The sequence below is a fragment of the Agarivorans sp. JK6 genome (assembly GCF_045277145.1).
Lineage (GTDB): Bacteria > Pseudomonadota > Gammaproteobacteria > Enterobacterales > Celerinatantimonadaceae > Agarivorans > Agarivorans albus.
The window spans coordinates 1824626-1845708 of the sequence record NZ_CP113525.1 but is presented as its reverse complement, the minus strand read 5'-3'; the positions used below and the strand labels follow the sequence as shown (position 1 = coordinate 1845708).

21 protein-coding genes and 1 riboswitch are annotated in these 21083 nt (G+C 43.9%); of the genes, 13 read left to right on the top strand and 8 right to left on the bottom strand.

Going from position 1 to position 21083, the window contains the following annotated elements; genetic code table 11:
* Positions 1–195: 195 nt before the first annotated feature.
* Both fadJ and fadI read right to left on the bottom strand, forming a co-directional pair.
* Entirely contained in the window at positions 196–2319 is a 2124-nt protein-coding gene (gene fadJ, locus OV592_RS08780; RefSeq protein ID WP_406611122.1) for a fatty acid oxidation complex subunit alpha FadJ, read from the bottom strand.
* Complete coding sequence (gene fadI, locus OV592_RS08775; protein WP_406611121.1) at positions 2319–3626, bottom strand: acetyl-CoA C-acyltransferase FadI; 1308 nt, start codon at positions 3624–3626, stop codon at positions 2319–2321. The genes fadJ and fadI overlap by 1 nt, the downstream gene beginning before the upstream one ends.
* Before the next feature lie 180 nt (positions 3627–3806).
* Between fadI and OV592_RS08770 the strand changes: the two genes are divergently transcribed.
* Genes OV592_RS08770 through OV592_RS08745 form a run of 6 tightly spaced genes read left to right on the top strand, consistent with a single transcriptional unit; the run spans position 3807 to position 10531 of the window.
* The gene (locus OV592_RS08770) at positions 3807–4763 is read left to right on the top strand and encodes a MoxR family ATPase (RefSeq protein ID WP_016403435.1); all 957 of its coding nucleotides are present in this window, start codon (positions 3807–3809) and stop codon (positions 4761–4763) included.
* Positions 4763–5677, top strand: coding sequence for a DUF58 domain-containing protein (locus OV592_RS08765; protein WP_406611120.1), 915 nt, complete (start codon positions 4763–4765; stop codon positions 5675–5677). Before OV592_RS08770 ends, OV592_RS08765 begins: the two co-directional genes overlap by 1 nt.
* On the top strand, positions 5670–6215 hold the full coding sequence (locus OV592_RS08760) for a DUF4381 domain-containing protein (RefSeq protein WP_406611119.1): 546 nt from the start codon (positions 5670–5672) through the stop codon (positions 6213–6215). Before OV592_RS08765 ends, OV592_RS08760 begins: the two co-directional genes overlap by 8 nt.
* Complete coding sequence (locus OV592_RS08755) at positions 6208–7212, top strand: VWA domain-containing protein (RefSeq protein WP_220721107.1); 1005 nt, start codon at positions 6208–6210, stop codon at positions 7210–7212. Before OV592_RS08760 ends, OV592_RS08755 begins: the two co-directional genes overlap by 8 nt.
* Positions 7205–8941 (top strand): VWA domain-containing protein, encoded by a 1737-nt coding sequence (locus OV592_RS08750; protein WP_406611118.1) that lies wholly within the window; start codon positions 7205–7207, stop codon positions 8939–8941. The genes OV592_RS08755 and OV592_RS08750 overlap by 8 nt, the downstream gene beginning before the upstream one ends.
* A complete protein-coding gene (locus OV592_RS08745) occupies positions 8942–10531 on the top strand; it encodes a BatD family protein (protein ID WP_406611117.1) in 1590 nt (529 codons plus the stop codon). It begins immediately after the preceding gene.
* A gap of 14 nt (positions 10532–10545) precedes the next feature.
* Here the strand turns inward: OV592_RS08745 and OV592_RS08740 are convergent, their stop codons facing one another.
* Positions 10546–10830, bottom strand: a complete 285-nt coding sequence (locus OV592_RS08740) for a DUF406 family protein (RefSeq protein ID WP_016403441.1) — start codon at positions 10828–10830, stop codon at positions 10546–10548.
* A 153-nt stretch (positions 10831–10983) separates the two neighbouring features.
* Between OV592_RS08740 and OV592_RS08735 the strand changes: the two genes are divergently transcribed.
* The 4 genes from OV592_RS08735 to OV592_RS08720 all read left to right on the top strand — a co-directional run bounded on the left by OV592_RS08735 (position 10984) and on the right by OV592_RS08720 (position 14305).
* Positions 10984–11550 (top strand): sigma-70 family RNA polymerase sigma factor, encoded by a 567-nt coding sequence (locus OV592_RS08735; protein WP_406611116.1) that lies wholly within the window; start codon positions 10984–10986, stop codon positions 11548–11550.
* Positions 11519–12265: a DUF3379 family protein gene (locus OV592_RS08730; protein ID WP_406611115.1), complete on the top strand. Its 747-nt coding sequence runs from the start codon at positions 11519–11521 to the stop codon at positions 12263–12265. Before OV592_RS08735 ends, OV592_RS08730 begins: the two co-directional genes overlap by 32 nt.
* Positions 12266–12563: 298 nt before the next feature.
* The gene (locus tag OV592_RS08725) at positions 12564–13817 is read left to right on the top strand and encodes an outer membrane protein transport protein (protein WP_406611114.1); all 1254 of its coding nucleotides are present in this window, start codon (positions 12564–12566) and stop codon (positions 13815–13817) included.
* Positions 13818–13912: 95 nt separating this feature from the next.
* Complete coding sequence (locus tag OV592_RS08720; RefSeq protein ID WP_016403445.1) at positions 13913–14305, top strand: MerR family DNA-binding transcriptional regulator; 393 nt, start codon at positions 13913–13915, stop codon at positions 14303–14305.
* Here the strand turns inward: OV592_RS08720 and OV592_RS08715 are convergent.
* Together OV592_RS08715 and OV592_RS08710 are read right to left on the bottom strand one after the other, a co-directional pair.
* Positions 14302–14886, bottom strand: a complete 585-nt coding sequence (locus OV592_RS08715) for a thymidine kinase (protein ID WP_406611113.1) — start codon at positions 14884–14886, stop codon at positions 14302–14304. The two genes, OV592_RS08720 and OV592_RS08715, sit on opposite strands and share 4 nt — an antisense overlap.
* Before the next feature lie 19 nt (positions 14887–14905).
* Positions 14906–16486: a Na+/H+ antiporter NhaC family protein gene (locus tag OV592_RS08710; RefSeq protein ID WP_406611112.1), complete on the bottom strand. Its 1581-nt coding sequence runs from the start codon at positions 16484–16486 to the stop codon at positions 14906–14908.
* Positions 16487–16543: 57 nt separating this feature from the next.
* A riboswitch (Lysine riboswitch) is annotated at positions 16544–16714 on the bottom strand.
* Between the two features lie 176 nt (positions 16715–16890).
* On the opposite strand from OV592_RS08710, the gene OV592_RS08705 reads away from it, so the two are divergent.
* On the top strand, positions 16891–17298 hold the full coding sequence (locus OV592_RS08705; RefSeq protein WP_016403448.1) for an H-NS family nucleoid-associated regulatory protein: 408 nt from the start codon (positions 16891–16893) through the stop codon (positions 17296–17298).
* Positions 17299–17352: 54 nt separating this feature from the next.
* Here the strand turns inward: OV592_RS08705 and galE are convergent, their stop codons facing one another.
* Both galE and queE read right to left on the bottom strand, forming a co-directional pair.
* Complete coding sequence (galE, locus tag OV592_RS08700; protein WP_406611111.1) at positions 17353–18366, bottom strand: UDP-glucose 4-epimerase GalE; 1014 nt, start codon at positions 18364–18366, stop codon at positions 17353–17355.
* Between the two features lie 47 nt (positions 18367–18413).
* Positions 18414–19091 (bottom strand): 7-carboxy-7-deazaguanine synthase QueE, encoded by a 678-nt coding sequence (gene queE, locus OV592_RS08695; protein ID WP_406611110.1) that lies wholly within the window; start codon positions 19089–19091, stop codon positions 18414–18416.
* A gap of 66 nt (positions 19092–19157) precedes the next feature.
* On the opposite strand from queE, the gene queC reads away from it, so the two are divergent.
* A complete protein-coding gene (gene queC / locus OV592_RS08690; RefSeq protein ID WP_406611109.1) occupies positions 19158–19814 on the top strand; it encodes a 7-cyano-7-deazaguanine synthase QueC in 657 nt (218 codons plus the stop codon).
* An 86-nt stretch (positions 19815–19900) separates the two neighbouring features.
* A complete protein-coding gene (gene rrtA, locus OV592_RS08685) occupies positions 19901–20395 on the top strand; it encodes a rhombosortase (RefSeq protein ID WP_406611108.1) in 495 nt (164 codons plus the stop codon).
* Here the strand turns inward: rrtA and pyrF are convergent.
* Positions 20384–21082, bottom strand: a complete 699-nt coding sequence (pyrF, locus tag OV592_RS08680) for an orotidine-5'-phosphate decarboxylase (RefSeq protein ID WP_406611107.1) — start codon at positions 21080–21082, stop codon at positions 20384–20386. The two genes, rrtA and pyrF, sit on opposite strands and share 12 nt — an antisense overlap.
* Position 21083 lies beyond the last annotated feature (1 nt).

The window sequence follows — 21083 nt, the reverse complement described above, 5'->3', positions numbered from 1 at the left end:
CAACGCCATCGCGGCAAAGAAAACTTAATAGCTTCCACGTAGAAAAATAGCCCAAAACAGACTGACAACAACAAAACGAAAAACATACTACTCGCTCTAATACAGACAGGGTGAAGATGTTAACAGAAATGTCTTAATTACACTAAAGCCAAGGCGAATTATTCACCTTGGCTTTTGTTATGCTTACTTTACAATTTAAGGGTAATAGCTTTGGCCTTTATCAGCCATTACAACCAAGGCTTCGCAAGGTTTAAAACGCTCACCGTAGCTTGATTCCATCACCTGAAGCTCTTTCACCAAGTTAGCAATACCAATACTATCCATAGCGCGGAATGGTCCACCTAAGAAAGGTGGGAAGCCAATACCGAAAATAGCACCTAAATCACCATCTCGCGCACTGCGTATAACCCCTTCATCTAAACAGCGCGCTGCTTCATTAAGCATCATATAAACACAACGCTTAGACAGGGTAGCTGCATCGAGTGAGGTTTTAGGTGTAACACCCAGTACTGAGTACACCTTCTCGTCAACTTGCTTAGCTTTGGCTTTTTTACCTTTGCCGTAGAGATAGAAACCTCGACCGTTTTTCTTACCTAAGCGCTTATCATCGATAAGTTTGGCAAATGCATCCGGCGCTTTAAAACGCTCACCTAGCTCAGCTTCAAGAATCGGCGCAATTTTAGAACCTACATCAATGCCTACTTCGTCAAGCAAGGTCATTGGGCCAACCGGGAAGCCATAATCTAGTAGCGTTTTATCTAAATGTTCAATGCTCTGCCCTTCTAGCAACAACATGGCGGCTTCATTCATGTAAGGCGCAAGAATACGGTTTACGTAAAACCCTGCGCCATCTTTTACCACAATTGCAGTTTTACCTTGCTTACGAGCAAACTCTACCGTATCGGCAATGGTTTGCTCATTAGTGCCAGCATGCGGAATAATCTCAGCCAAAGGCATTTTTTCTACTGGACTAAAGTAATGCAGACCAATCACTTGCTCTGGGCGCTCAGCTTTAGCCGCTATTTGCCCAATAGGCAATGAAGAGGTATTGCTGGCAAAAATCGTTTTTTGATTACAATTGGCTTCAATATCAGCCACCATTTGTTGCTTAAGCGCTAAATCTTCAAATACTGCTTCCACCACAATTTGGCTATTTTGCATGCCAACAAAATCTGTTCCGCCAGTAATATTGTTCATTTGCTGCTGCAACTGGGCATTAGTGATAAACCGGCGTTTACGCTTTTTATCTAACAACTTATAGGCGTAATTTAGGCCGCCTAACACACCCTTTTCGCTAATATCTTTAATACGAACTTGTGCTTTAGCTTTGGTCGCCGACACAAAAGCAATGCCCGCTCCCATTAAACCACCACCTAAAACAGCAACTTGATTAATTTTTTGTGGCGACACGCCTTCAAACAAGCTTTCTTTTTTCAGTTCATTCGACGCAAAAAACAAGCCGCGCAACGCTGCTGACTCAGGGCTTTTCACTAAGTCGGCAAAACGCTTGGCTTCTTCTTGATATGCGGCCTCGGTGTTTTTCTCAATCCCGGCTTTAACACAGGCAATAATCTCGTTAGGCGCTGGGTAATTGCCACGCGTTTTGCTCATGGTTTGCTTAGTTACCTGAGAAAACAACACATTACGACCAACCGGGTTACCTTCCAATAACTTTGAAATGGTACTTAGTTTAGGTTTTGGTTTACGTTTAGCTTTGCCTGCATATTTCTTGGCAACATCTAGCAGTACGCTGTTTGGTACCATTTCATCCACTAAGCCACTTTTTAGGGCTTGCTTGGGGCGTAACTGTTTGCCAGTAAGCATCATCTCTAAGGCTTTTTGAATACCAACCAGCTTTGGTAAGCGTTGAGTACCACCGCCACCAGGTAACAGACCAAGCTGCACTTCAGGCAAGCCTAGGCTGGTTTTATCGTCGTTACTACATACTCGATAATCACAGGCCAAGGCGACTTCTAAACCACCGCCTAAGCATGGGCCATGAATAGCAGCGATAACCGGAAACGGTAGTTTGGCTAAGCGGGCGAAAACTTTATGTCCGTCTTGTGAAAGCTTTTGCGCATCGGCGGCAGTATCACAACTGTCCAACATGCCAATATCAGCGCCGGCGATAAACGAATCAGCCTTTCCGCTGTACACCACCATACCAGTAAGTTGAGACTGAGAAGCTAAGTCATCCAATATGGCATCCAGCTCGGGGCCAAATTCGGCTTTTAAGGTGTTCATGGTTTCACCATGCACATCAATTTTTAGCAGCGCAATATTCTCTTCAATCGTTAAGGTGAAAGTTTGCTGTTCCATTATTCAACCTCCAAAACCATTGCTGCGCCCAAACCACCTGCCGCACAGGCAGTGGTTAACCCTAAACCACCACCGCGACGACGAAGTTCGTTAAGCATTTGCGTAATCATTCGCGCACCAGTGGCGGCAAACGGGTGACCATAAGCAATTGAGCTACCCATTACGTTAAACTTCTCCATGTCAATTTCGCCCAAGGCTTTATCTCGGCCAATAGACTTAGCAAATTCGTCACTGGCAAACATTTTAACGTTCGCTAGCGTTTGAGCGGCAAAGGCTTCGTGCATTTCAATTAAGTCTAAATCTTGCAAACCAATACCTGCGCGGTCTAAAGCAATTGGGGTTGCATAAGAAGGCCCCATTAACATGTCTTCCCACACATCGATGCCAGCAAAAGCATAACTCTTTATGTAACCAAGAATAGGTAAACCTTGCTCTTTGGCTTTGTCTTCTCGCATAAGTAACACTGCGGCGGCACCATCGGTAAGCGGCGTAGCGTTAGCTGCAGTTACCGAACCATGTTTGCGGTCAAATACGGGGTTTAGTTTGGCCAGTTTCTCTTCACTTGAGTCACCGCGCACATTGTTATCACGGCTAATAGAGGTTTTAAAAGGCTCGGGGTAAGCGGTCATTACTTCGTCGTCCAACTTACCTTCTTCCCAAGCCTGATGCGCTAAGCGGTGTGAACGTGCAGCTAACTTGTCTTGGTCGGCGCGTTTAATACCATGCGTTTTAGCCATTTGCTCTGCAGTTTGCCCCATGGAAATACCGGTTGAATACTCAGCAACTGCTGGAGGAACTGGCGCTAAGTCTTTAATTCTTAGCTTTTTAATAATATTCCAACGCTGCCCTGCGCTGCGAGCTTTAGACAGCTCAAGTAAACTGCGAGCTAGCTTTTTGCTCACTCCAATAGGTAACACTGAAGATGAATCTGCACCACCAGCAATACCACAATCAATTGTGCCAGCCATAATGGACTCAACTACGTTAACCGTTGCCTGAAAACTAGTAGCACAAGCCCTAGAAACACTATATGCGTCAGTAGACACATCTAAAGGAGTCCCCAAAACAATTTCACGGGCAATGTTTGGCGCCGCAGGCATTTGTACCACTTGACCAAATACCAGTTGTTGAATTTCTTTCACGTCTAGATCTACACGCTTAATTAATTCATTAACCACCATTTTCCCAAGATCTACGGCTGGTACATCATGATAGGCTGTGGCTTGACGCGCAAATGGAGTACGCAAACCCGCAACTACTGCTATGCGTGCGCCATTCGCCGTTTGTAAAGATTGTTGTTGGTGCATTCAATTTATCCTTAACGAGTTAAGAGGTCAGACCTCATAAGCTTTATATTAACCATTTCTTCACATAATTCAAACAAGCGATTAAAACTAGTAGTAAGCCGTCAAATTTAAAGGAAATTTTTTGAGCCTAACTGAAGAGTGTTTTATCATCCGCATGCGATGAACAATTCAGAGGATCAAATGAGTAACAACACACTATCGGCCATTAGAGATTACCTTAACCAAAGCATAGTTGGCCAAACTGAATTTATTAATCAATTACTTATCGCTTTATTGGCCGACGGGCACATATTAGTAGAGGGTCCTCCAGGGCTTGCTAAGACCCGAGCGGTAAAAGCACTATCGGAATGTATAGAAGGTGATTTTCATCGAGTCCAGTTCACCCCAGACTTATTGCCTGCAGATTTAACCGGTACCGATGTGTTTCACCCAGAGACTGCCAGCTTTAGCTTTCAGAAAGGGCCTATTTTTCACAACTTAGTATTGGCGGACGAAATTAACCGTGCCCCAGCTAAAGTGCAATCGGCCTTACTTGAAGCCATGGCCGAGCAGCAAATCACGGTAGGTAGCAACAGCTATAAACTACCCAAACTGTTTATGGTAATGGCTACTCAAAACCCGATAGAGCAAGAAGGTACTTACCCACTTCCAGAAGCGCAACTAGACCGCTTTATGTTCAAGCTGTGTTTGAACTACCCTGATGCAGAAAACGAACTCAAAATTCTGCAGCTTACCGAACGTGAAGCTAAGCAAGTGCACTTACGTCAGCCAGAACCGCTCACTCAACAAAAACTATTTGCCCTGCGCCGAGCGATTATGGAAGTTCACATCGCACCTCAGCTTAACCAATATATTGTTGATTTAGTGGTGGCTACTCGCCAACCAGAACGCTACACCGACGAATTTAGTCAGTGGTTAGAGTTTGGTGCAAGCCCACGCGCCAGCATTTCATTAGCCCGCGCCGCTCGCGCTAAAGCTTGGCTCGACGGTCGAGATTTTGTTAGCCCGGAAGATATTCAACAATTAGCTTATCCAGTATTACGCCATCGCTTATTGCTTAGCTACCAAGCACAAGCCAAAGGGATTCAAGCCGATGCGGTTATCCAACGTTTACTTGAATTGGTGGCCTTTGCCTAATGGATACCATTAGTCGCCAATCGCCGGTAAGTTTACAGATTGAACAGTTGATTGAAGCGCGTGCTATTCACTTAAATATGCCTCCCTGGCGCCAAGTGAGTAGTAGCCGTCATGGGAATCGCTTAAGCAAAGTTCGTGGACGAGGCATGGAGTTTGACGAAGTGCGTCATTATCAACCAGGAGATGACATTCGTTGCATCGACTGGCGAGTAACGGCGCGTACCGGTAAAACCCATACTAAGTTGTTTAGAGAAGACCGCGAGCATCCGGTGTTTATCTTTCTTGATTTATCACACTCCATGTATTTTGGCAGCGGTGACAAACTTAAGTCGGTTTTCGCGAGTGAGCTGGCGGCCTGTTTAGGCTGGAATGCCCAACAACTGGGTGAGCGCGTGGCCTTAACTCTGCACTTAGGTGAGCAGGCACACAACCAAAAACCAGCAGCCAGTAAAACCCATTGGTTAGCTCAGCTACAAAGCATTGTTGATGTGCACAATCAACAGTTTTCGGCCTTAAGTGAGCAGCAACTGCAGGACTCGTCGCCAACTCACAATCTTGAGACTTTATGTCAGTTAGTAAAAACCGGCTACCAAGTGCATTTAATTAGCGACTTTTATCATTTTGACAAAGCAGCCTCCTTGCATTTACAGCGCTTAGCTAGCCATAACCAAGTTTTTGCTTGGCAAATTAGCGATCCTTTGGAGCAACAATTGCCCAAAGCGCATACCGCAATGCAACTGCAAGTAAGCGATGGCAACAGCGAGGGATATTTGCAGCCAGATAACAAAGCATTTAGGCAACAATTTAAGCGTTTGGCCAATCAGCGCCAACAACAAATTGAGCAAATGCTGCAACAAGCTCGCATTCCTCATCAGCATTTTTCAACAGCCTTAGAGTGGCAGGACTATGCCTGAGCAAACTAATCCTCTAGTTGATTTAAAAGACATCATTTTACCCACAACTTACGAAACCGCCCTACCCGCCATTGGTTGGTGGCTACTTGGTGTACTGGTCATACTTTCACTTAGCTTGCTGCTATTTGCATCTTGGCGTTTTTGGTACTTAGATAAACCTCGACGTGAAGCATTACTTAAGCTCAAGCAGCAACCAGCCACCTTGGCAGAGCTCAACGTATTAATGAAGCGCTTGGCCTTGAGTTATTACCCGCGCCAACAAGTCGCTTCGCTATACGGTCAAGCGTGGTTAGCCTTTTTAGACAGTACTTCACGGAGAAACCAAGCTGTATTCTCAGAGCTCCAAGATGCTTGGCAGCAAGCCTTGTACTCAGCTACCCCATCGGATTCTGCCCAGCAATGTATTCAACTTGGCGAACAGTGGATTAAACAGCTAAGACCGCCGCTAAGTATGGTCAGTATATTTGGCTTTGGTAGGCATCAGCAAAACACCAAACAACACTTGAACGGCAAAAATAAGGGAGGCAGCGATGTTTGAGTTTGTCTGGCCTTACGTATTTGTGCTTATTCCTGTGCTTTGGTTGGTAGAAAAATTCAGCCAAGCCAAGCAACAACAAAGCGAAGTATTATTAAACAGCAGTTTGCCTTTTACCCAACAGCAAGCTGCTTTGGAAAAAACCAATAGCCCACTAAAAATTGGCCTTAAATGGTTAGTTTGGATTTTGTGCATTACTGCATTAGCGCGTCCAGTATGGCTAGACGATGAAGTCCAAGGCTTAAATGAGCAAGGCCGCGATTTATTATTATCGGTTGATATGTCAGGCAGTATGCAAATCAAAGATATGCAACTTGATGGTGAAGCCGTTGACCGGCTAACAGCCCTTAAGTTTTTGCTCAGCGAATTTATTGAACAACGCCGCGGCGACCGTTTAGGCATGATTTTATTTGCCGACCATGCCTATTTAGCCAGCCCACTAAGCTTTGATTTAGACAGCTTACTAATTCAAGTAAAAGAGCTAGTACATGGTTTAGTGGGTGACAGAACCGCGATTGGTGAAGGCATCGGTCTAGGTATTAAACAATTAATGAACCACCCAGCAGAGCAGCGGATCCTTATTCTACTTACCGATGGCCAAAATACTTCAGGCTCGGTTGATCCAATGCAAGCGGCAGAAATGGCAGCCAAGAATCAAGTGGTGATTTACACCATTGGAGTAGGTGCCGACGAGCTTTATCAACAAACTTTATTTGGCGCACGTAAGATAAACCCGTCGCAAGATCTCGACGAAGGCGCGTTGATAAAAATAGCTGAAATGACTGGTGGTCAATATTACCGAGCACGCAGTACCGAAGATCTTTCGAAAATCTACCAAGAGATAAATGCCTTAAACCCAATCTCAGAAGCTCAGCAGTTCTACCGTCCGCAATACGAGCTGTATTATTGGCCCTTGGCTTTAGCAACTTTGTTGTTAGTGGCAAGTTTAGCCAGCCCGATGCTAATGCGCCGTTTTAATCAGGAGGCAAGCAATGTTTGATATAAGCTTATTGCGTCCAGAATGGCTATTGCTTAGCCCACTTTTATTACTGCTGTTGTTTAAAAAGCAGCAGCGCGAACAATCTGCTTGGAGCAAACTGCTTAGCCCAGGCATTGCTAAGTATTTGGTAGATTCTCCAAAACAAAGTAAACGCTCCCAATGGTCTTTAGCCGGCTTACTGGCTCTGATTCTAATCGCCTTAAGTGGCCCAAGCATTATTAGTGACAACGTACCACTCTACCGCGAAGGTTCTGCCCGCGTGTTAATCATGGACATGTCTTATTCGATGCGAGCGCGAGATGTAAAACCTGATAGAGTTGAACTGGCAAAGTACAAAGCATTAGATTTACTCGAGCAATGGAAAGATGGTGAAACCGCGCTTATTGCTTATGCGGGCGACGCATTTGTACTTAGCCCCTTGAGTAGCGATACCAATACGCTCGCCAACCTGGTTCCCCACCTAAAACCAGAGTTAATGCCCGCTCACGGTTCAGCCCTTAACCTTGCCATTGAGCAAGCTGCCGAGCTAATTAAACAAGCAGGCTACGCGCAAGGCGATGTAGTAGTGATTGGAGACGGGCTTACAGAACAGCAAATGCAGTTAAGCTTAAGTAGCTTGCAACAACATAATTTACGTTTTTCTATGTTGGCCTTGGGCACCGAAGAAGGAGCGCCCATCCCTCTAGAAGATGGCAGCATGTTAAAAGACCAATATGGCAGCATTGTTATTGCTAAGTTAGAAGCAGATAACTTCCTGCCACTTTGCCAAAACACTGACGGTATTTGCCAACTAATTAGTGCTGATAATAGCGATATTGAGAAACTGAGTTCCTTACGTAGCCGCAGTTTTGATAGCGAACAACAAAGCAATCAACAAGCGCAGGTTAGAAAAGATATTGGCTTTTATCTGCTGCCTTTTATTTTGTTGATGCTACTAAATAGCGTGCGCCGCGCAGAGCTATTGCTAGTTAGTTTATGTGTTAGCATTTTTGCCCTACCAAAGCCCGCTCTGGCTAACTCGGTGTGGACAAATCAAGCTCAACAAGCACAACAAGCTTTCGAAGAAGAACGTTACGGCGAAGCTGCTGAGCTGTTTACCCACCCAAGTTGGAAAGCCTCAGCTTTATACAAAGCTGGTAACTATCAAGAGGCGCAAGCGCTGTTTGCTCAAGATGGCAGCGCCAATGGGTGGTTTAACCAAGGAAATGCTCATGCTCAACTTGGTGATTATCAACAAGCTATAGAAGCCTATGAGCAAGCCTTAGAATTACAAAATGACTTTCCTGCCGCTCAACATAATAAGAAATTAGTTGAAGAGCTGTTAGAACAACAGCAACAAAACCAGCAACAGTCAGAGCAACAAGATTCTAGCGATTCTGATGAGCAATCAGAGTCGGATTCGTCTCAACAACAAGGTGACCAACAGCAGGACGATTCCCAAGCAGAAAAGAATCAAGACCAACAATCGCCTTCTGAGCAACAATCCGAGCAAGAGCAAGAGTCTGAACAGCAACAACAGGCGCAAGCCGGCGAAGAACAGTCAAATGAAGAACAAGAACCTGAGCAAAGCGCTCAAGCCAATAACTCGCAAGGTGAACCGAGTGACCAAGAAGAGTTACAGAAATGGCTCGAGGATTTACCTAATGACCCAAGTTTGTTGCTTCGCAATAAAATGTACCTTGAATATCAAAAACGACGTCGTCAGCCTAGTAATCAGGAGAACTGGTAAGTGAAAGCGCTTAGTGTATTTTTTATTCTTTTACTTAGCTTTAATGCTTATGCCACGACTAAAGTTACCGCTTCGGTTAGTCAAAACCCTGTGGCAGTTGGCCAAGCCTTCACGCTAGAAATTGTGGCCGACGATACCTTGGCGGCCAGTGAATTTGACTCATCGGTGTTGTTAAGGCAAAAGTTTGTAGTAGGCAGTACTTCAACTAGCCGCCAACACACCAGCATTAATGGTGAATCATCTACCCAAACTCGCTGGACCACTACCCTATTGGTGCGCGAAGAAGGTAATTACCTTATCCCTAGTTTTAATATTGGTGGGCAAAATACAACGCCAATTCAACTTAAAGCCAAAACCATTGCAGCCATAGAGCCAAGTAAAGACCAGGTACGTATGGAAGTAAGCTTGGATAATGCTCAGGTTTACATTGGCCAGCCTGTAACCTATACCGCCAAGATTTGGGTAGCAAATAGCCTAGACCAAGCCAATATTATCGCGCCCAGCATGCTCGGCGCCAAAATAGAAAAGCTAGGTGACGACAAGCAAGATTTAGAGATAATTGATGGCAAACGTTATCGCACCCTTACCCGTCACTGGCTAGTCACCCCTGAAAAGGCCGGTGAATTTGAAGTAAAAGGGCCACGTTTAAGCGGCCTAGCCAACGACATCAACCGCCGAGCCAGGCCGGTAGACATTGCCGCGCAAACCTTGTCTTTAGAAGTAAAAGCGCCACCAGCAAGTTTTCCTGGTACGTGGCTGCCCTCTAATGACTTATTGCTATATGAAGAAATTCAACCACTGCAAAGTGACTACCAGCAAGGCCAAGCTTTTACCCGTATTATCAACTTAACCATTGCTGGAATAACCGAGGATCAACTGCCGGAAATTGATATTGATTACGGAGAAGATTTTCGAGTTTACCCAGAAGCATACCAAGACCGCACCATAGTTAAAGATGGAATAGTGTTTGCGCAGCGCAGTTTAAATGTTGCACTGATACCAGTAAACGAAGGCGAACTTACTCTTCCTGGCTGGTCACTACCTTGGTGGGATTTAAGCAAAGATCAACAAGCCAGCGCCGATATAGCACCGCGAACCATTACCGTAGTGGCAGCTCCAGTAAATCAGCAGCTGCAATCGTTACCGAGCAATCAACAAGTTCTCCCTGAAGTACAAGAAAAACCTAGCACCTCATTGTGGACTTGGTTTTTCGCCTTTGCATGGATAATTACCCTTGGGTTGTTGGTATGGGTGATAAGACGTAAAAGCAGCAATGCTAAGCAAGAGGCTCAACTAGCGCCAGATGCTAGCGCAGTAGATTTAGATGATGACTATTGGGCACAGTTTGCTGCGGCCTGTAAAGCGGACCAAAAGCTGCAAGCTGAGCAAGCATTAGCTAAGTGGATAAATAAACAGCAGCTAACTAGTAGCTTTGCCGCACTGCATAAAGAAATTAGCGCCGCGAACTGGGCGAGCGATGATAAAACAGACTTTGATTTACTCGCGTTTTTCCAGCAATGCCAAGCCTTAAAGAAGCAAGGCCAAGGCAAAAAAGAGCGAGAAGAAGGGCTCTCCCCGCTCAATCCTTAATATAAAAATACCGCTTAGCGATTTAAGCCTAATTGAAAGATTAGGCTTTCTGCTTGGCAGCAAAAAGTAAACGAAGCAGCCAGTTTAAACCCGCCTTCAACAGCGGTAACTTCGCTGCTAATCTCACAAGGATCAGACTCTGCCTTACGCGCTTTGTCTACTAAAGCGTTTAATCGGGCTTCGGCTTGTTGTTGCTCGGCAAACACTTCTTCAACTTGTGCTGTACATTCTTCGCCGTCGATAACTGCACCAACATCAACACAACAACAAGTTTTAGATTCTTCTAACTTAGTTTTCATCTATTTTCCTTTCATTTACAACAGGCCTTAGTTATAACTCTTCAATCTAAACCAAAGCGAAATCAGGTGTATAGTGTGTACCATAGACCAAATAAGGTCTCTTTGATGCGTATCATAACAGATTAGCCTTCGACGTTTTATCTAGGAAATTACATGGTTGTTGATTTTTTTCGAAAGAAAAACCAAACCGACTCGGTCATGTCGGATATGGAAGCAAAACAAAAACGTTATGAAGCCTTAGTGCAGGCTTACAATAAGGATGTTTACCGTTACGCCTACTGGCTAGTAAAGGATAAGCATATCGCCGAAGACATAGTTCAAGAGACCTTTCTTAGAGCTTGGCGTTCACTCGACAGCCTTAAAGATGAAAAGGCAGCCAAAGCATGGTTAATTACCATTCTTCGCCGAGAAAACGCCCGTCGCTTCGAGCGAAAACAGTTTAACTTGGTGGATATCGAGGATAATTCAGTTGCCGATGTAAACGCTACATCTACCGAACAACAAATTGAAAATGAATGGTTACGCCGCCAAATAGATAAGCTGGCACCTGAATATAAAGAACCGCTGCTACTCCAAGTGATAGGTGGATTTAGCGGTGATGAGATTGCCGATATGTTAGAGCTAAATAAAAATACCGTAATGACACGGCTTTTTAGAGCAAGAAATCAGCTCAAAGAAGCCCTAGATAATGACCAAGAACGAGGACAAAGCAATGGATGAGCTAGAATTTCGCCGTCAGTTGTATACCAATCCTCGAGAGCGTAGCGATACGCTTATACAGGAAGCAACACGCACACCTAAAAATAAAAAACTGTATGACGAGATGCAGCAGTTTGAGTGCAAATTAGAGCAAGCACTAAACGTAGGTGTGCCAGACGCGCTTGCAGAGCGACTGATACTAAGCCAAAGCTTCGACGATTCACAACTGGAATACCGCCGCAAAACCCGAGTACATATTGCAATGGCTGCATCAATTGCCTTTGTAGTGGGTTTAAGTTTTAGTTTAGTTAATTGGCAACTGCCTACCGGGCAAGTAAATATGGGCCAAGTGGCTTTAGAACATGTTTATCACGAAATGCCTTATACCAGCGGTGTTGATGAACAGCCAAGCCTGCAAACTATTAATGCTAAACTAGCCCGTTATGGCGCAAGCTTTGACCAGCTACCCGGCGATGTGGTTTATGTTAACCACTGTGCTTATGCAGGTGCGCCAGCTTTTCATATGATTATGAAAGGAAAAATGGGCTCAAACATAAATGTGTTTGTAGTGCCTAAATCCACCGAGTTGCAAGCGGTTGAAAGCTTTGCCGATAAAAAGATGCACGGGATGGTTTCTAAACTATCTAATGCCAACCTTGTCGTGGTGGGTGAACGTAACGAACCTATTGAAAAAGCACTTGATACGCTCACCGCAGATTTAAATCAATCTATCTGATTTAATTAAAATAAAGTCAACTCCTATTGTCTTATCAATGGGGGTTGATTTTTTTGTTTGTGAACTGGCAATAAAGCTCAACAATCCCGCTTGATGTTTCGAAACAATCATTTATATTTCTTAGCTCACCAAGATTAAACAAGTGTTTAACTTTTGTGCAGCAGCTCCAACTTTTGACACAAAGCAATAACAATAACTTAACAATTATTTTATTTACTCTTAATCTGGTCAGAGGTCAGCGCTCTTACTAAGACCCATACATAACTAAACGTTTAACCCCGTAATTAGAGAGGGAACGATGAAAATAAGGAAATTACCACTCGCGCTTCTTGCCGCGTCAGCTACATTTACTGCCGCCCATGTAAACGCAGCCGGGTTTCAACTAGTGGAACACTCTGCTTCGGGGCTAGGCCGCTCGTTTGCGGGTGAAGCTGCTATTGCCGATAACGCTGCTGTAATGGCACGCAACCCTGCTGCAATGTCGATGTTCGACACTATTGCGGTATCGGGTGCTTTAAGTTATATCGCGCCTGACGTTTACGTTAGAGGTAATACAGGCGTAGATTCAATAGACCAAGCCTTAACCAATAACGATGTAGTGCCTGGTGCAGCAGTACCGGCTGGCTATTTCATCCAACCGCTTAATGACAAGTGGGCCTGGGGTGTAGGCATGTTCTCAAACTTTGGTTTATCTACAGATTATCCAGAAGATTACGCTGCTGGAGCCCTTGCTGGCCAAACAGAGTTAATTACCTTAAACCTAAATCCAAACGTGTCGTACCGCATCAATGACCAATTTAGCGTTGGTGCTGGTGTAAACGCCGTTTACGGTACTGCTAAGCTAGTACGTAACTTTGGTACTGGCGGTCCATTTCCACCAAGCGGCACAGCCGCCTCTTTAGAAGGTGACGGCTGGGGTTTTGGTTGGAACATCGGCGGTATGTGGGAAGTAAATGAAGATCACCGCTTCGGTATTAGCTACCGCTCAAAAGTGGACCTTAAGTTTAAAGGTGACTACCACTCAGACATTCCTGAAGGGCTAAGTGATAACCCTTACGGAACCGGCGGACAAACCATTGGTGGCGAGCTGACCCTTAACCTGCCAGACATTTTTGAAGTATCTGGTTACAACCGCTTAAATGATGCCTTTGCCGTTCACTACAGCTATGTTTGGACTGGCTGGAGTACCTTCCAAGAAATTGACGCCACCTCAGAAGGCATTGGCAGCGTACTAAACAAACAAGAGCAGTTTAGTAACTCTTACCGCGTTTCTTTTGGTGGAACTTGGTACCTAAACCCTGCCTGGGAATTACGTGCAGGTATGGCCTTTGACCAAAGTCCTTCTCGCACCCATAAAACCATCAGTATTCCCGACAACGACCGCTACAACTACGGCATTGGCTTTACTTACCATTTAAGTGAGAAAGGCAGTATCGATACCGGCTTTACTTACATTCAAGGTAAAGAAGGGGCGTTTAACGAGGAAGGGGTTGAGTTTGTATCGAAAGGTGATGCGTACATTGCCGCTATTCAATACAACCACAGCTTTTAAGTCTTGAAGAGCAACCGGCAACACGCCGGTTGCTTGACCTAAGCTTAAGTTTCACCCACGCTTCAGTTATTCAACCACACGTACTGAGGGCAGCCATGGTAAATACCCCTACCCCCTATTCAATTAGCGAACTAGCCCAAGAATTTACCATAAGCACTCGCAGCATTCGCTTCTACGAAGACCAAGGCCTATTACAGCCTGTTCGCGATGGCACTAAGCGGCTTTATTCCAAACACGACAAACTTCGACTCAAACTCATTTTACGCGGCAAACGATTAGGCTTTTCTTTAAAAGAGATAAAAGAGCTGTTCGATTTATATGACGCCAAGCTAAGCAGTAGCAAAGAGGTAACAGGATTAATTGACAGTATTAAACTAAGAAAGTTGAGTTTATTGCAGCAGTTAGAAGATATTCAAGTGGTGTTAATGGAGTTAAAATCCGCAGAGCGCCGCTGTAACGACGCTCTCAATAAACTAACTAAAGATTAATGCTCGCCTGCATTACCTTGAATAAAGTGCTTACGGCATAACGAAACATAACGCTCGTTGCCACCAATTTCAATTTGCTGCCCTTCACTCACTACCTGACCATGTTGGTCAATACGAGCATTAAAGTGGCCTTTATTGCCACACCAACAAATGGTTTTAAGCTCTTCGAGCTTATCGGCTAAACACAGTAAATGGTAAGCACCTTCAAATAGCTCACCCATAAAATCTGTTTTTAAACCATAAACCATTACCGGTATGTGCAAGTCGTCAACTACTCTAGCCAGTTGATACACTTGGTCTTTACGCAAAAACTGCCCTTCATCCACAATAACGACATCTTGCTTGTTTTGCAGATTTTTAGTGCTTACCAATTCAAACAGGTCCTGCTCTGCACAAAAGGTTTCAGCCTCTAAGGACAAACCTACTCGAGCTTTAATGGTACCCACACCATCGCGGGTATCCATTGCAGGGATCAGCGCCAAAGGATTCATACCGCGCTCTTGATAGTTAAAATGAGCTTGAATAAGTTGGGTTGATTTTCCCGAATTCATAGCGGCATATTTAAAATGTAGTGAAGCCATTTACAGCGCAGTTCCTTGTTTATTTACTGTTTAGTGCCAAAGCCGAATTTTGCTGGCGATGGTACAAAGTTGCGATTGTAATGGCAAACAATAACAAACCAACTGCTAGTGAAGCGATCACACTTCCGGTCATTCCCATTACCAAGTAACAGCTAATGCTTATTTTGGCGACTAACAAAGCGTAAGGCAGCTGCGTGGCTACGTGGTCAATGTGGTGACAAGCTGCACCGGTGGATGACAAAATGGTGGTATCGGAGATAGGCGAACAATGATCACCAAATACCGCACCCGCTAATACTGCAGACAACATAGGCAGTATTAAGCTCACATCACTGGCTACTGACATATCGGCTGCAATTGGCAACATAATGCCAAACGTGCCCCAGCTAGTACCAGTAGAGAAGGCCATTAAGCCCGCTAATACAAATACTAACACTGGCAAAATAGCTGGGCTAATCGCACCATCTAATTTAGAGGCTAGGTACTTGCCGGTTTCCATATCGCCGATTACGCCACTAATAGACCAAGCAAACACCAGAATAAGAATGGCTGGGCTCATAGCCTTAATACCCACCCAGATGGCATGAGCAAGTTGAGACAAGCTAAGCTGTTGCTTAAACGCAAAACCCACGCTCACCAATAAGCCTATTACGCCACCGGTGACCAAAGACAGGGTCACATCGGTGTTCTCTAATGCGGCTAACAAGCTAAAGGCTTGTCCTTCTTCTAATGCCGTAGCGCCTGTAACCACAAAGCTAGCAAAAGTCACCAAGGTTAAAATAGCGATAGGCAATACTAAACCAAGCGGTGAGCCGTTATCGGCTTCAAAGTCATGATTCACACTACCTGCGGGGATACCCTTGCTCTCATCAAACAATTGCCCCTTCTCAGCATTTCTCTCATGCTGCTTCATTGGACCAATATTAATATTGAAATAAGCAACCACTAAAGCCATTAACAAGGCAAACACAGCGTAAAAGTTTAGTGGGATCATGGTGGCAAACGCAGCCAGCGGTGTGATGTCAGTGATATTGTGAGTGACCAACAAACCACCTACTAAGGCAATAATATAAGCCCCCCAACTCGATAAAGGCATAAGTACACACATTGGTGCAGCGGTTGAGTCAAGCAAGTAAGCGAGCTTGGCGCGCGATACCCCTACTTGGTCAGTAAGCGGACGCGCAACGCTACCCACCGCTAAACTGTGGAAATAGTCATCGACAAACACCACAAAGCTTAGCAAGGCAGTGGTAACTGTAGCATGACGCTTGGTCTTAATCCGTTTCTTAGCCCATTCTGCAAAGGCTGTGGTTGCGCCAGTAGCAGTCATTAAGCTAGTCATGGCGCCTAGCAGCAACAAGAAGATTATGATTTGCAGATTCCACCAGTTTGGCGCACCGTCATCCCACGCTAAGCCTGCTGCAAGCTGTGATAAATAAATGCCAGAATCTACAAAAGAAAAGTTACTGAGTAACAAAGCACCCGTGATGATGCCGCAGCTAAGTGCAATAATTACACGTCTTGTTGCTAAGGCAACCAACAGCGCAATCACCGGTGGAAGAATAGATAAAAATGAATCGGTATAAGAAATGGTTTGCATGTTTTCTCTGTTTTTAAATTCAGAGAGCAAATTGAGTGACTAGAAGCCGATAGGCTTTCACTCTGTAGCTCTCCATAGTTGGACTATGACAGTGTCGTATCTATTAAATCCGACACCAGTAATTAGCCTTGATAATGCTAGTTACTTCGGCGCGGGCCCCTTTCATACAGAATCATTGGAATCACCCCACTCTGCACTACTTTTGACCAGCGCTCCTCTACAATATAGCGTTAAGCGCTGCATTATACCCAACAGACTGGCATATTCAACCAAAACCATTGAGCAACTAAAACTAAAAGTAGCAACTAATACTGTTTATTTAAGTTTAGTTTATTGACAAGTTTTATTTAGTAATTAATATTTTGTAATAGATTAACCAATACTAATAAATAGATAGGATTAACATGAGCGATTTCGTTAAGGTATTTTTAAACGCAAGAAGTCTTAAAGCTGCTACAAAAGAATTATCAATTGAGCAATTAGAAGATAGCTACAATAAACTTAAAGTCATTTTAGATGAACGTTTCGCACAACAAGCTGAAGAAGAGAAACAACAGCAAGAAAAACGCGAGAAGCTAGAGAAATATAAAGCATTACTCGAACAAGATGGTATCGACCCAAGTGAATTACTATCGATGATTGGTGACGCGCCAGTAAAAGAACGAAAAAAACGTCAACCACTGCCAGCTAAATACAAATTTGTTGATGAAAATGGTGAAGAAAAGACCTGGACAGGCCAAGGAAGAACACCTTCTCCGATCCAACGTGCAATTAAAAATGAAGGCAAAACTAAAGAAGATTTTCTTATCTAGTTATCATCTAAATTAAAAAAGGAGCCTTAAGGCTCCTTTTTTATTCCAGCAATATTAAGAGGCAAAACCATTTGGATTGCCTTGTTGCCAACGCCAAGAGTCTTCGGCCATATCATCCAAACTTAACTCAGCCTGCCAAGATAATTCCTGTTTAGCTAAGCTAGGATCTGAATAACATGCTGCAATATCACCTGGGCGACGAGGTGCTATTTTATAAGCAATTGATTGTCCCGATACCTTTTCAAACGCAGCAACCATTTCTAGTACACTATAACCTTGGCCTGTTCCTAGGTTATAAGTAACCAACCCAGCCTTAGCTTCAAGCTTGTTTAGCGCTTTTAAGTGGCCTTTTGCCAAATCTACTACGTGAATATAGTCACGTACTCCCGTACCATCAGTGGTATCGTAGTCGTCGCCAAATACACTTAATTGAGCTAAGCGCCCTACAGCCACCTGGGTAATATAAGGTACTAGATTATTTGGGATACCATTTGGATCTTCACCAATTAAGCCTGACTTATGCGCCCCAACAGGGTTGAAATAACGTAATAAAGCTATATTCCAGCTATCATCAGATTTATATAGGTCAGTCAGCATCTCTTCTACAATTAACTTAGAGCGCCCATAAGGATTGGTAGCACCAGTAGGAAAGTTCTCCAAAATAGGGACTGTGTGCGGGTCACCATATACGGTCGCAGAAGAGCTAAAGACTAAGTTTTTAACCTTATGCTTAGCCATTACTTCACATAAGGTTAAAGTTCCAGAGACATTATTTTGATAATAATGTAGAGGAATAGTAGTTGATTCGCCAACTGCTTTTAAACCCGCAAAATGAATAACAGATTTAAACTTATGCTTAGAAAATACCGTGTTTAACTCTGACTTATCCCGAATATCTACCTGATAAAATGTAGGGCGTTTTTGGCAAATTGTCTCAATTCTTTCGATTGATGCAGCATGAGAATTACAAAGGTTATCTACAATAACCACTTCTTCGCCTTGGTTTAATAATTCAACCACTGTGTGGCTACCTATATAACCTGCTCCACCCGTAACTAAAATAGTCATAATAATCCTTTATAAGATAATATATTTGGCTAGCTCTATCGGAGCTGCTATTCAATTCCAATAAACTTATGCGTTTGTAAAGACAAGCGCCAATTATTTTCAATACAAGCTTGAATACATAACTCGGTAGCTCTTTGCTGTTGACTAATGGGTTGCAAACACACCAATACATCTAAGTTACTAGTCATACCAGTTAATAAACTTTTTAAATTAGTTAAGTCTCGCTCACGAGCTACCGGGTGTTTAATTTCGTTCGCTCGGTGTAAGGCTTGTTCAATAACCACCTTACCGCCTTTCATATCAACCTTTGGAGAAACCGTTACCCATGCTTTGGCTGCGGCCTTTACTGGATAGGTGCCACTGGTTTCAATTTGTACTGAATAACCTGCTGTAATTAAGACATTGGTAAGTTCATGTAAATCGTAGATACATGGCTCACCACCGGTAATAACAATATGTTTCGCCTGATAGCGAGTTTTAAACTGCTCTAAGAGTTGATTAGGCCTGAGCATTGCCCAACGAGCAGTGTCTCCGCTGGTGCCAATAATTAGCTCGGGTTGCACACGGTCAGACTCTAAAACTTGCCAGGTATGTTTGGTATCGCACCAAGAACAACCAACATCACAGCCCTGTAAACGAACAAATATTGAGGGAACACCAGTATGAAACCCCTCCCCTTGGATGGTTTCAAACACTTCATTAACAGGTAAAGCAAGAGATGCCATTTGTATCCCAGATCATAATAAGCGAAAATCTAAGGCAGTATTAAAACATATTTTAAAGAGCAAATAATGAAAGAAAAAGCGGTAGTGATTTATTCAGGTGGAATGGACTCGTTCACTGTTCTCCATAAAACCTTGCAATTGGGCCTACAACCTTATGCTCTTAGCTTCAACTACGGTCAACGCCATGTTAAAGAACTGGAATATGCTCAAAAGGTAACTGAAGAATTTGGTATCGAACATAAAATCGTAGATATCACAGCAATCAATCAACTGCTTGCGGGCTCCTCACTCACTTCTGACATTGATATCCCGGAAGGTGATTATCAAGAAGAATCGATGAAATCAACGGTTGTACCAAACCGCAATATGATTTTGCTGTCTCTAGCTATTGGCTATGCCGTATCTATAGGTGCTAAAAAAGTATTCTATGGCGCACATTCTGGCGACCATGCAATCTACCCCGATTGTCGCCCAGAGTTTGTGAAGAAGATGAATGACGTAAGCCTAATAGCTAACTACGAGGCCGTAGAAGTCATTAGTCCCTATCTAGAGCAATCGAAGATAGACATATTAAGCGATGGTTTAGCCATGGGTTTAGATTACGGTAAAACATGGACCTGTTATAACGGACGCGAGCAAGCCTGCGGAAAATGCGGAGCCTGCCAAGAACGTCTAGAAGCCTTTAAACTAAACGCTGTTACAGACCCTCTAAGCTACGAATAAACATGCTCAAGTATTTTGTGAGCCGATTTTGGTTCCTGCTTATTGTAATAAGCTGCTCGTGGCTTTTTCTCGCACATACCGAACTAATGAGTTGGAACAAACAGCTAATTAGTCAGGGAGAGTATTGGCGCATTGTGTCGGGTAACTTAAGCCACAATAACCTTATTCATTGGCTAATGAATGTTGCAACCTTGGTGCTGGTGTATTTTGTTTTTGATGACCGATTATCTAATCAGCACTTCATGTTGATTAGCGTTAGCTTATGTCTAGTAGGGGGCGGGCTATTATGGTTTGCTAAATATGATGAGTATGTAGGGCTCTCGGGCTTAATCCATGGCTTAATTGCCTACGCAGCTATGGCTGATTTATTCACCGACAAGAAACGCGTCGGTGCCTTCATATTGACAGGCTTAAGTGCGAAGCTACTAATGGAGCAATTATACGGTGGTGACCCGTGGGTAACGGATTTGATAGGCATCGATGTTGCTATCGATGCCCATCTATTATTTGCGGTACTTGGGATTAGCTTTGCTTTGTTGCTTTGGTGGCCGTTATGGCGAAGCTATAAGCTAAGCACTTAGCTCTGCGTTAATACTGCTTAGTACCTCTGCAGGTGAGTCGGCTTGAGTAATCGGCCGGCCTATAACCAAATAGTCAGAGCCTGCAGTAACTGCCTCAACCGGCGTCATAATCCTGCGTTGATCGCCTTGCGCACTACCTGTAGGTCGAATTCCTGGGGTTACCAGCGAAAATTCTTCACCAAGTAGCGATTTTAGCATTTTGGCTTCATGAGCTGAGCACACCACTCCATCCAAGCCAGATTGCTTAGTAAGTGTTGCCAAACGCTCTACTTGCTGCATGGGGCTAAGCTCAATACCCAGCTCTAATAAATCAGATTGGTCCATACTGGTTAACACAGTTACCGCAATCAACTTAGGGCGTTTATCACCGTAAGGTTCTAACGCAGCTTTTGCCGCTTCCATCATTCTACGGCCGCCACTGGCATGCACGTTAACCATCCATACACCTAACTCCGCAGCTGCGGCTACTGCTTTAGCAACTGTGTTAGGAATATCATGAAATTTTAGATCTAAGAATACTTCAAAGCCTTTGTTATGAAGTTCCTTTACTAGCTGAGGGCCGAACAAAGTGAACATTTCTTTACCCACTTTAAGACGACATGAGCCCGGCTCTAATTGCTCTACAAATGCCATACATTGATCGATATCTGCATAATCGAGGGCAACTAATACCTTTGGGTCTTGCATT